The organism is Luteibacter rhizovicinus DSM 16549, assembly GCF_001887595.1.
In the GTDB taxonomy this organism is placed as follows: domain Bacteria; phylum Pseudomonadota; class Gammaproteobacteria; order Xanthomonadales; family Rhodanobacteraceae; genus Luteibacter; species Luteibacter rhizovicinus.
Genome location: NZ_CP017480.1, coordinates 2153585 through 2168310, shown reverse-complemented (window position 1 = coordinate 2168310; position 14726 = coordinate 2153585). Strand labels below are relative to the sequence as shown.

15 protein-coding genes are annotated in these 14726 nt (G+C 66.0%); 8 read left to right on the top strand and 7 right to left on the bottom strand.

Going from position 1 to position 14726, the window contains the following annotated elements:
• Nucleotides 1–2: 2 nt before the first annotated feature.
• The 3 genes from BJI69_RS09725 to BJI69_RS09715 are packed head-to-tail and all read left to right on the top strand — an operon-like array spanning nucleotide 3 to nucleotide 4804.
• On the top strand, nucleotides 3–1313 hold the full coding sequence (locus BJI69_RS09725; protein ID WP_046967966.1) for a hypothetical protein: 1311 nt from the start codon (nucleotides 3–5) through the stop codon (nucleotides 1311–1313).
• Complete coding sequence (locus BJI69_RS09720; RefSeq protein WP_046967965.1) at nucleotides 1306–2016, top strand: hypothetical protein; 711 nt, start codon at nucleotides 1306–1308, stop codon at nucleotides 2014–2016. The genes BJI69_RS09725 and BJI69_RS09720 overlap by 8 nt, the downstream gene beginning before the upstream one ends.
• The gene (locus BJI69_RS09715) at nucleotides 2009–4804 is read left to right on the top strand and encodes an AAA family ATPase (RefSeq protein ID WP_046967964.1); all 2796 of its coding nucleotides are present in this window, start codon (nucleotides 2009–2011) and stop codon (nucleotides 4802–4804) included. The genes BJI69_RS09720 and BJI69_RS09715 overlap by 8 nt, the downstream gene beginning before the upstream one ends.
• Nucleotides 4805–4820: 16 nt before the next feature.
• Here the strand turns inward: BJI69_RS09715 and BJI69_RS09710 are convergent, their stop codons facing one another.
• Nucleotides 4821–5231 (bottom strand): hypothetical protein, encoded by a 411-nt coding sequence (locus BJI69_RS09710; RefSeq protein ID WP_046967963.1) that lies wholly within the window; start codon nucleotides 5229–5231, stop codon nucleotides 4821–4823.
• A 105-nt stretch (nucleotides 5232–5336) separates the two neighbouring features.
• Nucleotides 5337–6293 (bottom strand): cysteine synthase A, encoded by a 957-nt coding sequence (gene cysK, locus BJI69_RS09705; protein WP_046967962.1) that lies wholly within the window; start codon nucleotides 6291–6293, stop codon nucleotides 5337–5339.
• Between the two features lie 93 nt (nucleotides 6294–6386).
• Here cysK and BJI69_RS09700 point away from each other — a divergent pair, with 93 nt between their 5' ends.
• The gene (locus BJI69_RS09700) at nucleotides 6387–6731 is read left to right on the top strand and encodes an EF-hand domain-containing protein (protein WP_046967961.1); all 345 of its coding nucleotides are present in this window, start codon (nucleotides 6387–6389) and stop codon (nucleotides 6729–6731) included.
• 23 nt (nucleotides 6732–6754) lie between these two features.
• Here BJI69_RS09700 and BJI69_RS09695 read toward each other — a convergent pair whose 3' ends face one another.
• Entirely contained in the window at nucleotides 6755–7642 is an 888-nt protein-coding gene (locus tag BJI69_RS09695; protein ID WP_046967960.1) for an alpha/beta fold hydrolase, read from the bottom strand.
• An 83-nt stretch (nucleotides 7643–7725) separates the two neighbouring features.
• Between BJI69_RS09695 and BJI69_RS09690 the strand changes: the two genes are divergently transcribed.
• From BJI69_RS09690 to BJI69_RS09680, 3 genes are all read left to right on the top strand, one after another.
• Nucleotides 7726–8271: a TetR/AcrR family transcriptional regulator gene (locus tag BJI69_RS09690; RefSeq protein ID WP_046967959.1), complete on the top strand. Its 546-nt coding sequence runs from the start codon at nucleotides 7726–7728 to the stop codon at nucleotides 8269–8271.
• A gap of 92 nt (nucleotides 8272–8363) precedes the next feature.
• Nucleotides 8364–9560 (top strand): cation:proton antiporter, encoded by a 1197-nt coding sequence (locus BJI69_RS09685; RefSeq protein WP_046967958.1) that lies wholly within the window; start codon nucleotides 8364–8366, stop codon nucleotides 9558–9560.
• Nucleotides 9561–9600: 40 nt separating this feature from the next.
• Complete coding sequence (locus tag BJI69_RS09680) at nucleotides 9601–10965, top strand: GGDEF domain-containing protein (protein ID WP_052767213.1); 1365 nt, start codon at nucleotides 9601–9603, stop codon at nucleotides 10963–10965.
• A 19-nt stretch (nucleotides 10966–10984) separates the two neighbouring features.
• Here the strand turns inward: BJI69_RS09680 and BJI69_RS09675 are convergent, their stop codons facing one another.
• Together BJI69_RS09675 and BJI69_RS09670 are read right to left on the bottom strand one after the other, a co-directional pair.
• Nucleotides 10985–11683, bottom strand: coding sequence for a VIT1/CCC1 transporter family protein (locus BJI69_RS09675; protein WP_046967957.1), 699 nt, complete (start codon nucleotides 11681–11683; stop codon nucleotides 10985–10987).
• Nucleotides 11670–12281 carry an FUSC family protein gene (locus BJI69_RS09670; RefSeq protein WP_052767212.1) on the bottom strand — a complete coding sequence of 204 codons (612 nt, stop codon included), beginning with the start codon at nucleotides 12279–12281 and terminating at the stop codon, nucleotides 11670–11672. The genes BJI69_RS09675 and BJI69_RS09670 overlap by 14 nt, the downstream gene beginning before the upstream one ends.
• 100 nt (nucleotides 12282–12381) lie before the next feature.
• Between BJI69_RS09670 and BJI69_RS09665 the strand changes: the two genes are divergently transcribed.
• The gene (locus tag BJI69_RS09665; RefSeq protein WP_046967956.1) at nucleotides 12382–12885 is read left to right on the top strand and encodes a DUF1993 domain-containing protein; all 504 of its coding nucleotides are present in this window, start codon (nucleotides 12382–12384) and stop codon (nucleotides 12883–12885) included.
• A gap of 5 nt (nucleotides 12886–12890) precedes the next feature.
• Here BJI69_RS09665 and BJI69_RS09660 read toward each other — a convergent pair whose 3' ends face one another.
• Both BJI69_RS09660 and BJI69_RS09655 read right to left on the bottom strand, forming a co-directional pair.
• Entirely contained in the window at nucleotides 12891–13652 is a 762-nt protein-coding gene (locus BJI69_RS09660; RefSeq protein WP_046967955.1) for an ABC transporter permease, read from the bottom strand.
• Nucleotides 13649–14605, bottom strand: a complete 957-nt coding sequence (locus BJI69_RS09655) for an ABC transporter ATP-binding protein (protein ID WP_046967954.1) — start codon at nucleotides 14603–14605, stop codon at nucleotides 13649–13651. The genes BJI69_RS09660 and BJI69_RS09655 overlap by 4 nt, the downstream gene beginning before the upstream one ends.
• Nucleotides 14606–14726 lie beyond the last annotated feature (121 nt).

Genomic DNA, 14726 nt, shown 5'->3' with positions numbered 1-14726 from the left:
CGTTGAGCGGACCGACCGACACCACCCTCCACGACGAACGCCTGCAGGATCTCTTCCGCGACGGCTTCGTCGCCGAGGACCTTCCCGCCGTCTTCCCACTGTTGCGTGGGCGCGGCTTGCTGCGCGCGTTTTCCGCCCTGTTCCACGGCAGCGAAGCCCAGGTCCTCTTGCGCCTGCTGGTACTGCGTACGCTCGGCGCGCGCTCGCATGCGTCGGAGTGGACGCCACAGGAAATCCGTGACCACCTGGCCTTCGTCGACACGGTGAAGCTGGAAACCGTGGTCCAACGCCTCAAGGATCACGAGCTCCTCGTCTACGACGGCGAAACGCAGCGTTATCGCGTCGGCCCGCTCGGTCGCAAGGCACTCGCCGCGCTGGCCGTGATGCTGGAGTTCGAGAACGACGATGACGACGGCCTCGGCTATCTCACTGCGCAGCTCGCCGCCGGCCAGGCGGTCGGCCGCGTGTCGGTGGATGAACTCGGCCATCTGCTGTCGCGCCTCAGCGAGCTGAAGGAAGACTTCGATCGCGCCGTTCTGTCCGGCTCCGAGCACCGCATCCGCCGCGCCGCCGAACGCCTGGATTCGGTCTGGACCTGGGTCGAGAAGGGCACCGAGGTCGTCGCCGGCATCACCGAGAAGGAAGAACTGGAGCCCGCCGCGCATCGACTCGCCCAGGCCGTCGGTCGCGCGCAAAGTGCTTTGCTGCGCCAGGCGGGCATCTTCCAGCGCGAACTGAACAAGATCGATCAGCATCGCGTCCACCTCGGACGGACCGGCCTGTCCTCCTCCGACCTCGTCGGCTGGCTGCGCGCGCTGGATGTCGATGCGCTCGCCGCCTTCGAGGATGGGCAGCTGTTGATGCCCCTGCCGGCACCCTTCATCCACGACCAGATCGCCCTCGACGTGGCGGAATTCGAGTTGCTCGAGCGCGAGCGTCTCGCCGCCGAGAGCACCACGCTTCCTGGCGCGGAAGAACCGCCCGACACGGCCGACCTGCCGATCGACGAGGAAGACCTGCGCTTCCTCGAGGACTGGCACACCGAACTGGCCGCCATCGCGACACCGCGCGAACTCGCCGACACCTTGATCGGCAACAACTATGCGCTCTCCGCGTATCGCCTCTCCTTGCTCGGCCTGCTCGGCGACCCCGAATCGGCGGCCCTGGAAGGCGGCACGGCCGACCTCGCGCGGCTGCCTCTCACGCTGGAAATCGAGCCGATCCTGATCGAGACCGACCTGCCCCAGATCGCGCTGGTGAGCGCCGGACGCCTGCGTCCGCGAACCGTCGCGAAGGACCCTACCGATGCATGATGAAACCGCCACCCTGGTCACCCGGCTGCTCGCCCAGCGCTGGTTGCCGCGCGACGACGTACAAGCCCGCAAGGCCTTGCTGGATGAAGCCTTCCGCGAAGAGCTCGATCGCCGTCTCGAATCCGTCGGCCTGGAGCTTCGTGAGCATCCCTATGCCGCGTACATCGGCCTCGCCGTGGCACGCAAGAGTGAGCGCGCCGTCTTCGGCGGCAGCGACAGCTGGATCTCCAACACCTTGCAGCTGGACCGCGACGGCGTCGCGCTGCTCGTCGTCATCTGGGCACTGATCGTGCTGCCGAAGCGTCAGCGCCAGGTCGAGCGCCAGGATGTCGAAGCGGCCGCCTCGCAGAGCCAGATGTTCGCCGAGCAGAAACCCATACCGCGCGATCCGACCGTTTCGCCCGTGATCGCCGAGCGCACCCTGCTCGCCGACTTCGGCGAGAAGCTCGGTGGCAAGACCCGCGTCGGCTTCAACCTCGGCACGCTCAATCGACTCGGCTTCATCATCCGGCGCAAGGGTGACGTCGCCGAGGGCCCGCTGCTCGACCTCGCGTTCGATTACGAGCGAACGGCACGTCGCATTCTCGACGGCGCCCTCGGTGACCTCCTCGCCGAGGCGGCATCGCGCCCGCCGTCGGCGCCGATGGACGACATCGACGACGAGGAACCCATGGACGAGATCGAGGAAAGCGCCGATGTTTGATTTCCGCAGCCTCGAAGTCGTCCACTGGGATTACTGGCAGCGCTTCATCCTGCCGCTGGACACCAACATCGTCACCGTCGTCGGACCGAACGGCTCGGGCAAGACGACCCTGCTCGACGCCTTGCGCACCCTGCTCACCATCGACTGCGCCGGCAACCGCGACTACAAGAGCTACCTCCGCCACAACGGCAAGCCCTTCGCCTGGCTGCGCGCCCGCGTGGGCAACACGCCTGGACCGAGCGGTGAACGCCCGTTCTTCCCGCTGATGGATCGCGAGGTCACCCTCGCCTGCCGCATCCAGAAGAAAGGTGGCGAATGGACGCGACAGTACGCCGTGATGGGCGGCGACGTCAGCGTGGAAGAGATCGAGGCACGTAACGAGTTCCTCGGCCTGCGCGAGTATCGCGTGCGCCTGGAAGGCGCGGGGCTGTCGCAAGCGATACGTCGTGTGCTGACCCTCGAACAGGGCGCCACGGACAAGCTCTGCCAGATGCCGCCCAAGGCCCTGCTCGATTTGGTCTTCGATGTCTTCGGCGACAAGGCCGTGCTCGACGACTACCAGCGCGCCCGCAACGAACAGAACGAAGCCGATCGCGAGCAGCACGGCCTCGAGCACCAGCTCTCCCTGATCGGTGTGAGCCTGCAGGAAGCCGAGGCGCGCGCGCGATCGTTCCAGGAATGGAATGCGCTGAAGACCGAGCGTGTCGACCTCGTCGCCGACATCCTGCCACGCACGGAACTCGCCGAACTCGGCGCAGGTATCCGTGGCGCGCGTCCCCCGCTCACCGGTGTGAAGCGCCGCGTCGGCGAACTCGAGGCGCGGGATGGCGAGCTCACGCGCCAGCTCGGTGAATTCGATGCCGGCGGCGAGACATTGCGCAGCGAACAGCACGAAGCCGACCTTGCCCGTCAACAGACGCAGAAAAGCCTGGACGCCGCGCGTGCCGCGCTCGCGCAGAACGACTTGCTCATCAAGCAGGAGTTGCGTCTGCGCGAGATGGTCGCGGCGCAGGGCGGTGCCGATCACGAGCGCCTCGCCGACGTGGCGCGAGACGCCCGCGCACGGGTCAATGCACTGCAGGGCGAAGAAACCGTACTCCGCCAGCAGCTGGCGACGCTGACCAGCCAACTCGCCGCGTGGCGTAGCGGGCGCCGTTACACGCCCGACTTCGAGGCCGACTTCCGCCGTGCGCTGGAAGCCGCCGGCATCCGCCACAGCATGCTCAGCGAGATCGTCGAGATCGTCGAACCGCGCTGGCAGCCCGCTGTCGAAGCCGTGCTGGCGGGTTACCGCCACGTCGTCCTGCTCGACGATCCGCGTGACCGCGAAAAGGCCTGGAAACTCGGCGAGCAGCATCGCTACAAGCACTTCGTCGTCGCCGATCGCGCCCCCGCGGAGACCGCCACGCACGGATCCCTCCTTGAAGTGGTCGAATTCTCGGCGGCCGCACCGGACTGGCTGCTGCGCAATCTCGACCGTATCCGTCGTGTCGAGGACATTGCCGATGGTTCGAAGTTTGGCCGCGAGCAGGACTGGATCACGCCGCAGGGTTACTTCCGCGAACGACGCGGCGGCCGTCATCTGGGCGTCGACGACATGGTTTTCGGTGCCGCGGCCCGCGATCGCCAGCTGCGCGATGGCGAGGCGAAGCTGCGTGACATCGAAGGCCGTCTTCGCGACATCGCCAGCGAGCGGAAGGATTCACTGGCTCGCGCAACCGACGCCGAGGGCGTGCTTCGCGGTGCCAGCGCCAGCAGCCAGCTTGCCGATCGTGCCGACGAGTTCAGCGAGGCCCACGAGCAGCAGGCCCGGTTGCGCGAGGACGTGCAACGCACCGCGGATAGCCACGTCGCCGCCGAGAATCACTACGAAGCCGTGCGCGAAAAGCGCCTGAAGACGTCGAACGCCCGCGACAATGCCGCACGTGAACAGCGTGTCGTGCAGAACCAGCTCGCCGACGCCGTGCGCCAGCATCATCAGCTGCGCAACGACCAGATCGATCGACTCAAGGCCTTCCGTGCGAAGCGCGCCCATGTCGGTCTGGCCATGCGCAGCCGCGCCGCGATGGCCGCACTGCGTGAGCGCTACGAATCGCCCTCTTCCGTTCGCCGGGAGATCGAACGCATCGAGCGTCGCCTCGACGAAGGCCACTGGGAACAGGACGCCAGCGTGGTCGCGCTTCGCGAAAAGCTGTGGACCGACCACGACGGCCTCAAGCTCGATCTCGAAAAGCGCCGCATTCACCTGGAGCGCGCCTCGCGCATCACCCATGAGGCACGAGGTGCGTACATCCAGGTCCTGCGCAACACCGTTCGCCGCTACGCCAAGAACCTCAAGGTGCTCGCCGAACTGGCAGGCATCGGTGTCGACGTCGACCTGCCCGAGCTGAGCAACGACGACCTCGCACTCGCCTCCGCCGCCTTGAACGTGCGCTTCGAGTTCGACAAGAAGGGCTGGATCGGCATGGACGATGGCGAGGCATCCGGCGGCCAGCAGGTGATGAAGTCGTTGCTTCTGCTGGTGGCCCTGATGCGCGACGAAGATCGGCCCGGAGGTTTCGTCTTCATCGACGAGCCCTTCGCGCATCTGGATATCTTCAATATCGACAAGGTCGGCGCCTTCCTCAAGTCGACGCGCGCCCAGTACATCCTGACGACGCCGGCGACGCACAACGTGAACGTGTTCCAGCCCTCGGACCTGACGCTGGTGACGAGCAAGCGACGGCCGGGAGCGACCTGGGCACAGCCGTTGGCGGTATTGCGGCGACGCGCGACAGCCGCCGCCTGACCAGAACGGGCTTGCGTCAGTACAAGCCCGTCTCACCCGGTACCGGGTTGTCCTCACCCGAACCATCCAACGCGTCGCCGCTTGCATTGCTCGGGCGGTAACGCGTCGGATCGTGCTCGTCGTATTCGTCCTGCGTGAGCGCCTTGCGGCGCGCAAGCAGATAGGCCGTCGCGATGGCACCCAGACCGAGGCTGACACCGATGGCGATACCCCATCCCGTGCGACTCCGCGCCGCGCGGCGGCCGGACGAGGTCAAGGCCTTCGTCGCGGTCAACGTATGGCTCGCCAGCGAGCCAGCACGTTCGCTGTAATCACGAGCCACGCCGCGCGCCCTATCGTAAGCCTCGCGCGGCGGGTAATCCTGCACGAGCTGCCGGGCGTGGGCGAGAAGTTCCTCGCTGATGGTCTTGCGGCGCAGAAAGGACATGGGCGGTCTCCTCGAAATCAGGCGCCTAACGTGCCTTCCGCCATGTGATGAAGACGCAGCGATCCCGTTCTCTCCGGATAACGAAATCGCTGCCGCCGCGAAGGCTCACCCGAGGCTTTCGAGCCATTCGGTATCGGACCCTTCCTCGACGCCTTCGAACAGGAACGTGGACAGGTAGCGCTCGCCCGTATCGGGCAGCATGGCCAGGATCACGCTGTCCTTCGGGGCGCTGTCGGCGAAGGCCAGCGCCGCTGCCACCGTCGCTCCGGCCGAGACGCCGACGAACAGCCCCTCTTCCTTGGCCAACCGGCGTGCGGTATCGCGGGCGACGACCTCGTCCACCGGCAGGTCGACGTCGAAGACGTTCCGGTTGAGTACCTCGGGCACGAAGTCCGGCGTCCAGCCCTGGATCTTGTGGGGCGACCACGGCTTGTCCGCCAGCAGCGGCGCGGCCGTCGGTTCGGACACGACGATCTTCACCTCGGGACGGGCCAGCTTGAGCATCTCGCCGACGCCCGTCAGCGTGCCGCCGGTGCCCCAGCCCGTGACGAAGGCATCGAGACGGCGACCGGCGAAGTCCTGCAGGATCTCCGCCGCCGTGGTGCTGCGGTGGTAGGCGGGATTGGCCGGGTTGGCAAATTGCCGCGGCAGGAACCAGCCGTGCTTCGCCGCCAGTTCCTCGGCACGTCGAACCATGCCACTGCCTCGTTCGGCAGCCGGCGTGAGAATGACGCGGGCACCGTAAGCACGCATCAACTTGCGGCGTTCGACCGAGAAACTGTCGGCCATGGTCGCGACGAACTTGTAGCCCTTCGCGGCGCAGACCATGGCCAGCGCGACCCCGGTGTTTCCGGAGGTGGCCTCGATGACCGTGTCGCCCGGCTTGAGCAGGCCTTTCTGCTCGGCGTCGAGGATCACGGCGATGGCCAGGCGATCTTTCACCGAGCCGCCCGGATTGAACGATTCGACCTTGGCGTAGAGGGTGGCGTGCGCGGGCGCGACGCGGTGCAGGCGGACGATGGGGGTGCGGCCGATCGTGTCGAGAATGCTGTCGTAGATCATCGGGGTTTCCCTTGGCTGGAGGGCAAGAAGCCAAAGGTACTCCCAGCATGCACGGGGCGACAAACGCGGGCCGATCCCGCAGACTGCCGCCCCATGAATCGACGTCCCTATGTTTTCGTGGCGCTCTTGTTGCTTGCCGGCGCGGCGCCGGCCCAGGATTACCCGCGCACCCCCGCCGAGTACCTGCAACGCATGGACGCGAACGGTGACGGCCGGATCGACGAAGCCGAATACGTCCGCTACATGAGCCAGGGTTTCCTGCGCATGGACGTCAACGGCGACGGCGTCATCGACGCCAACGACGGGCCGATGCGACCCGGCGCCCGGCCGATTCACCTCGACGAATTCCAGCGGAACCTCATCCGCCAGTTCCACAAGCTGGACCGCAACAAGGACGGTTATCTCAATGCGAAGGAGCTCTCGCAGCCGCCGATGTAAGGGCGACGGCGAGAGCCGCCACGTCAAGCTTTCAGCTTGCGGCCGAGGAAGTCGCGGATATAACCGGCGATCTCGTTCGCATGCGTCTCCAGGGCAAAGTGACCCGTATCGAGGAAGTGCACCTCGGCCTCGGGCAGGTCACGCTTATAGGCTTCGGCACCGGGCGGAATGAAGAACGGATCGTGCTTGCCCCAGACCGCCAGAAGCGGCGGCTGATGCTCGCGAAAGTACGCCTGGAATGCCGGGTAGCTGGCGACGTTGCTGCGGTAATCCAGCACGAGATCGAGCTGGATCTCGTCCGCCCCCGGGCGGCTCATGTACGCGATATCCAGCGTGTACCCGTCCGGCGACAAGCGACTCAGGTCCGTGCCGGTGCCGTACTGAATGTCACGGATGGTTTCCGGCGCAAGCGCGTCGCGGGTGGCCTCGCGATTTTCCTGTGTGGGTTCACGCCAGTAGCGCTGCCAGGACTCCCATGCCGGACTGAAACCGTCGAGGTAGGCATTGCCGTTCTGCGTAATGATCGCCGTGACCCGTTCCGGGTGGGCGAGCGCCACGCGCAGGCCGGTCGGTGCGCCGTAGTCGAAGATATAGAGCGCGTAACTGGTCAGCCCGATGGCATCGACGAAGCCGCCGATGACCTTGGCCAGGTTGTCGAAGGTGTAGTCGAAATCGCCCCGCTTCGGCGCCTTCGTCTGTCCATAGCCCGGCAGGTCCGGAGCGATCACGCGATAGCGGTCGGCCAGCAGCGGGATCAGGTCGCGGAACATGTGGCCAGAGGTCGGGAATCCGTGCAGGAGCAGGATCACCGGGGCATCGGCCGGGCCGGCCTCGCGGTAGAAGACATCGACATCGCCGACGGGCTGGCTGCGGTACTGGACGATCGGAAGCGCGGGAGCGGAAGCGTTCATGGCAGGTCTCCGGGGGGAATGAACTTGGCGGGTGGATCTGTTAAAATAGATCCGACCGGTCGGTAGTTTATGTGGAGCATTCGATGAAAGCAAGCCTGGGTACGATCGTGCGTGAGGCACGGGAGCTGTTTCGCCACCACGGCTACGATGGCGCCTCGATGCAGGACCTCGCCACGAAGGTCGGCTTGAAGAAGGCCAGCCTCTACACGCGGTTTCCCACCAAGGAAGCCCTGGTGCCCGAGGTGCTGACGCTCACCAACGACGAGTTGTTCGTCGATCTGCCGGCAGGCGATCCTCTCGCCGCCTATGCCCTGGTGCTAGAACGGATCGCCCGTGGCTTGTCCGAGCAGACCCGTTGCGTCGGGCTGCATCTGGCCTATGGCGCATCGGGGCCGGATACACCCGAGGCGGCGCTAGCGGTCCGTGGGTTCTTCACCGGTCAGCGCGAGCGGTTGGCGGCCTTGATCGCGCCATCGGTCGGCGAGACGCGGGCGCGCGAATTGGCGGGGGATGCGATTGCGCGGCTGGAGGGGGCGACGGTGTGGACGGTGATCGAGGGGGATGCGGCACCGATGGGGCGGGCGTTGCGGTTGTCGGTGGAGGAATTGGCGAGCACCCTTCGCCGATAAATCGGCTCCCACAGATAAATCGGCTCCTACCGGGAGCGGTGTTCGCAAGAGTGTGCGGTCCTGTACGCTCTGCCCAGCTTTGGGGAGAGCGAATGAGCACAACCGAACTGTTCCTGATCGCGATGACGATCATCCTTGGCCTGCCTTACCTGATCTGGCGCGTGTTCCGAACCGACTACTGGGCGCCCCTGGTGGTGGTGCAGATCCTGACCGGCATCCTGCTCGGACCGGGCGTGCTGGGGAAAGTCTTTCCGGCTTATTACGCGACGGTGTTCGCGCCCCCGGTCATCGCTGCCCTCAACGGCATCGCGTGGTGGGCGGTGATGGTGTTCGTCTGGATCGCCGGCATCGAGCTGGATCTGCGCGAGGTGTGGAAACAGCGGCGCGAGTGCGGTACCACGGCCGCCCTCGCCCTGGGCGCGCCCTTGCTCACCGGCTGCCTCGCCGCCGTCGGCATGCTGGCGTGGCGCGCGGGGTGGATGGGTGACGCGGCGAGCACCTGGCAATTCGTCCTCGGCATCGGCATGGCCTGCGCGGTGACCGCGCTGCCGATCCTGATCCTGCTGATGGAGAAAATGGGCATCCTGCGCGAGCCGCTGGGCCAGCGCGTGCTGCGTTACGCCAGCCTGGACGACCTTGCGATCTGGGCCGTGCTCGCGATCATTCTGCTCGACTGGCAACGGGTGGGCCACCAGATCGCCTTTCTCGCCGTGTTTGGCGTGGCGGCGTGGCTGTTCCGCCGCCTCATGGCACGCGTCCCCGAAATGGACCGTTATTTCCTCGGTCTCGTCTGGCTCGCCGCCTGCGGTTATGGCGCGGACTGGTGCGGACTTCACTTCATGGTCGGCGCCTTCCTTGCCGGTGCGGTGATGGAACGCGAATGGTTCGACCTCGATCGCCTCGACGGCCTGCGACACAACGTGTTGCTTGTCGTGATGCCGGTCTATTTCCTTTCCACCGGTTTGCGCACGAACTGGCAGATCGGTGGCACGGCGGTCTTCGTCGCCGCGGCGCTCCTGCTGGTGGCCTCGGTGGTCGGCAAGCTCGCCGGTGTCGGGGTTGCCGGCAAGCTCCTCGGCTGGAAGCGTGGCGACGCGTGGACGGTGGGCTGGCTGCTGCAGACCAAGGCGCTGATCATGATCATCTTCGTCAACGTGCTGCTCGACCGGCGCATCATCACCAGCGAAACCTTCACCGCCCTGCTGCTCATGGCGGTGGCGAGCACCATGCTCACCGTACCCATCGTGGCACCCCGACTTAAACGCGCTAACCCCGGTGATTTCTCGTAGTATGGCGCCCGTATTCGGCAGTTAACGCGACCGTTGGGGCGTGCGTTTGGACAACCAGGTCTGGGAAAGCAGGTATCACGAGGCCGTCGATCGGTTGAGTCGTGAGGAGGCACAGTGGCGGACCGCCGAGTCCCTGCTGCGCCAACTCGTCGGCTGTCTCGGTCGTGCCGCCCACGGTGCCCACGATCAGGTCGACCCGCATATCGAACGTCTTTCCGGTGCCCTGCAGGGCCCCATGGACGCGATGGCCCTCGAGCCCCTGGTCAACGGCCTGACCGAGGCCATGAACAACCTGGGAGCGAGGCCCCGAGGCACCCACGCGGAGCGGTCGATCGCGATCACCCGCGTGACGCGCACGGAGCACGGTTCCTCCGTGCAATCGGCGCTGAGTCGGCTGGTCGACCGGATCATCGTGCTGCCGCGCCTGGCCGACCGGGCCAACGAACTGCGCCACGACGTGGCGGACGCTGGCGACCTGGTCGCCCTGGCGACCTGCGGCGATCGCCTCGCCGACCTCATCAACGAGCAACGCCTCGGCCTCCAGCGCGAGATCGATGCCTTGCAAGCCGTGCTTCGCCATGTCACCAGCCGGCTGGACGAACTTAGCCAGTACATGTCACGCGAACTGGCCGACCAGTCCACCGGCGAAGCCAATGGCCAGGCCCTGGATGCCTCGGTCGCCCACGAAATGCGCCTGCTCAGCGAAGCCGCGCTCGAGTACGACGACGTGCACGACCTGCGCGAGCGGGTGAACCTCTGCCTGGAAACGATCGCGCAATGTTTCAGCGAGTTCCGCGACCGCGAAGGCACGCGCCTCACCGCGTATCGCGACCGCGCCGAGAAGATGCGCCAGCGCATCGAGCAGCTGGAAACCGAACGCAACACCTTGCAACGGTCGCTGGAGCGCGAGCACGAACTGGCGCAGACCGACACCATGATCGGCATGCCCAACCGGCTCGCTTACGAGAAGCGCATCGAAGCCGCGTTCGAGAGCTGGCAGACCACGACGCGTCCGCTCAGCATCGCCGCGATCGATATCGATCATTTCAAGAGCATCAACGACACCTACGGCCACACCGCCGGCGACGCCGTGTTGCGCATCATCGGCCAGGCACTGGTCAAGCACGTGCGCCCCTGCGACTTCGTCGCGCGTTACGGCGGTGAGGAATTCATCGTCCTGTTCGACGGCGCGGATGAAGCCGAATCCATGCAGGTGTGCGAGCGCCTGCGCGGCAAGATCCAGCATCTCGCCTTCCACGCCAGCCGCCAGCCGGTACGCGTGACAGCCTCCATCGGCCTGGCCCAGTTCCAGCCGGGTGACACGCCGCAAACCGTGTTCGATCGCGCCGACCTCGCGCTGTATACGGCGAAGAACGGCGGTCGCAACCGCTGCGTCGCGGGCTAAAGCCGCCCGGCGGCGCGGCTCAGACGGCCGCGTCGAAAAGTCGGCCGACCGCAGCCGACAAAGCCATCGCCAGCGCACCCCAGAAGACGATACGCGCGACGCTGCGCGACGTGTTTGCGCCGCCAAGGCGAGCCGAGATCGCACCGAGAATGGCAAGCGCGAGTAGCGATACGCCCACGGTGATCGAGGCCAGATGTTCCGGCGGCGACCACACCGCTGCGAGGATGGGCAGGATCGCACCCGATGCAAAGCTCACCGCCGAGGCTGCTGCTGCTTGCAACGGCTTCGCGGATGTCGTCACCGACAGGCCGAGTTCGTCGCGTGCATGCGCCTCGAGGGCGTTGTGCTTCATCAACTGCTCGGCCACGTCATGCGCGAGTGCACGATCGAGCCCGCGTCGCACGTAGATCTCGGTGAGCTCCTTGTGCTCGCCAGTGGGATCGTCGCGGAGTTCCCGCGACTCCAGGTCCAGTTCCGCCTGCTCGCTGTCGGCCTGCGAGCGGACCGAGACATACTCGCCCGCCGCCATCGACATCGCGCCGGCGACCAGTCCGGCGACACCGGCCAGCAACACGCTGCCCGAGGTGGCCTGTGCGGATGCCACACCTACCAGCAGGCTCGATGTCGACAGGATGCCGTCGTTGGCGCCGAGCACCGCCGCGCGTAACCAGCCGATACGATCCAGCCGGTGGTGTTCGCGGTGCTTAGGCCTGAGCATCGGGTGTTTTCTCCGGGTCGCGCATGACGCGCGTTTCAATGAACGAGGCGAGCCAGCCGACCGCGATGGCACACAGGGTGCCCAGGGCCACTTCGCCCAGACGATAGAACGCGATCTCCCACGACGGTCCCTGGCTGGGCACGAGCAGGACGATGGTCGCGGTGATGCCACCCAGGCGCGCGGCCGGGCCTGCTCCCGCGGTCCAGCAGGCCAGGGTAACCAGGCCGAGTGCCAGGCTGAAGGAAAAGATCTCGCCCGGGCCACCAATCCATAGTCCGAGCAATCCCGCCACGGCACCGATAGCCGTGCCGAGGCAGCGGTCGCGTGCGGCGCCCCGCGTGTCGCCGAAGTGCGGCTGGGTGACGGCGATGGCGGTGATCGCCGCCCAGAAGGCCTGCTCGGTGTGCAGGGCGCGACCGATGGCGTACGACAGCAGCGACGCGGCGAGTACCTTGACCGCCATCATCAGGCCCTGGCCCATGCGGCGGTGCAACGGCATGTCACGGGCCAACCGGTCCAGCGCGGCCTGGGCCTGACCCAGGCGGATCAGCCTGAGCAGGGACTGGCGGGGCCCGTCGTGCGGTTCGGAGGGACTCATGGCGACATCGTAACCGCACACCCCGTCGACGCGTCGCCAACGAACCCGCAAACTACGCCGCCGCGGCCACCCGGCCGCCACCCACGACAAGAGCCCCTCCATGTCCATCTCCATGTACCAGACCTCCGTGCCCGTCCTCGTGCGCGCCCTGAACAACCTCGCTGCCATCCTCGCCAAGGGCGCAGCCCATGCCGCGGAACGCAACATCGCGCCGGAGGTGCTGCTCCATACGCGGATCACGCCGGACATGTTTCCGCTGATCCGCCAGGTACAGATCGCCACCGACATGGCCAAGGGTGCAGGCGCCCGCCTCGCCGGTGTCGAGCCGCCGAAGATGGAAGACAACGAGACCACCTTCGACGAGCTGCAGGCTCGTATCGCCACCGTCATCGCCCAGCTGCAGGCGTACACGCCGGCACAGATCGACGGCAGCGAAGACCGCACGATCCTGCTGAAGACCCGTGGCGGCGAGCAGAGCTTCCGCGGCCAGGATTACCTGCTGGGCTTCGTCCTGCCGAACGTGTACTTCCACATCACCACCGCCTACGCGATCCTGCGCGGCGTGGGCGTGGTGCTGGGCAAGACCGATTTCATCGGTAAATAAGGAAATTAGCTCTTGAGCTTCCAGCCGGTGCGGAAGATCCACCAGACCACGCCCAGGCAAACCAGCAGGAAGCCCACCGTCGCGCCGGCGCTGACCAGCACGTTCACGTCGGCCTGGCCGTAGAAGCTCCAGCGGAATCCGTTGACCAGATACACGACGGGATTGAACAGCGTGATCTTCTGCCAGACCGGCGGCAGCATGCTGATCGAGTAAAAGCTGCCACCAAGGAAGGTGAGCGGCGTGATCACCATCAGCGGCACGACCTGCAGCTTCTGGAAGTCGTCAGCCCACAGGCCGATGATGAAACCGAACAGGCTGAAGGTCACCGCGGTGAGGATCAGGAAGGCCAGCATCCAGATCGGGTGCTGGATCTCGTAGGCGACGAAGAAGCGCGCCGTGAGCAGGATCAGCAGGCCGAGGATCACCGACTTGGTCGCCGCCGCACCCACGTAGCCGATCACCACTTCCACATACGACACGGGCGCCGACAGCAGCTCGTAGATCGTGCCGGCCCACTTCGGCATGTAGATGCCGAACGAGGCGTTGGAGATGCTCTCGTTGAGCAACGACAGCATGATCAGGCCGGGAATGATGAAGGCGCCGTAGCTCACCCCGCCAATCGCTCCCATGCGCGAACCGATGGCGGCGCCGAAGACGACGAAGTACAGCGACGTCGACAGTACCGGCGAGGCGATGCTCTGCATCAGCGTGCGGAAGGTACGGGCCATTTCGAAACGATAGATGGCGCGGATCGCATGAATGTTCATACGCCACCCCGCACCAGGCTCACGAAAATATCCTCGAGCGAGCTCTCACTGGAGTGCAGGTCCTTGAAGTCGATACCCAGCTCGCCCAGCTTGCGCAGCAGCATGGCGATGCCGGTGTCGTTGCCCTGGGTGTCGAAGGTGTAGGTGAGGCACTGGCCGTCGTCGGACAGGTCCAGCGGCCACTCACTCAGGCCCTCGGGCACGGCCGCGAGTGGACTCTGCAACGACAGCGTGAGCTGCTTCTTGCCGAGCTTCTGCATCAGCGTGTGTTTCTCTTCCACCAGTACGATCTCGCCGCGATTGATGACGCCGATGCGGTCGGCCATCTGCTCGGCTTCCTCGATGTAATGGGTCGTGAGGATGATGGTGACGCCCGACTCGCGCAGGCGACGGACCATTTCCCACATGTCGTGACGCAGCTCCACGTCGACGCCGGCCGTGGGCTCATCCAGGAACAGGACGCGCGGTTCGTGCGCGAGCGCCTTGGCGATCAGCACGCGACGCTTCATGCCGCCGGACAGCGCCATGATCTTGGAGTCCTTCTTTTCCCACAGCGAGAGATCGCGAAGGATGCGTTCCAGGTGCACCGGGTTCGGCGCCTTGCCGAACAGGCCGCGACTGAATTTCACCGTGGCCCAGACCGTTTCGAAAGCATCGGTGGAGAGCTCCTGCGGGACCAGGCCGATCAGGCCGCGTGCCGCGCGGTAGTCGTGCACGATGTCGTGGCCGTCGACATGCACGCTGCCTTCGCTGCCGTTGACGATCCCGCAGATGATGCTGATCAGCGTGGTCTTTCCGGCACCGTTGGGACCCAGCAAGGCGAAGATCTCCCCGCGACGGATCTCCAGGTCCACCTTGTTGAGCGCTTGCAGGCCACTCTTGTAGTGTTTGGAAAGCCCGCGCACCGAGACGATGGCATCGGGCGAGGATGGGGTGGCTTCGAGTGGCGACATGAGGACCCGCGGATCGATGGGTAAGGCGGCCGATGGTAGACCGATTGGACGAAGACTGCCTGCCTTGTCAGGCGCCCTGGGCACCCCCAGATCGAAGCGGATTGCCCAACCCAAAGGCCCC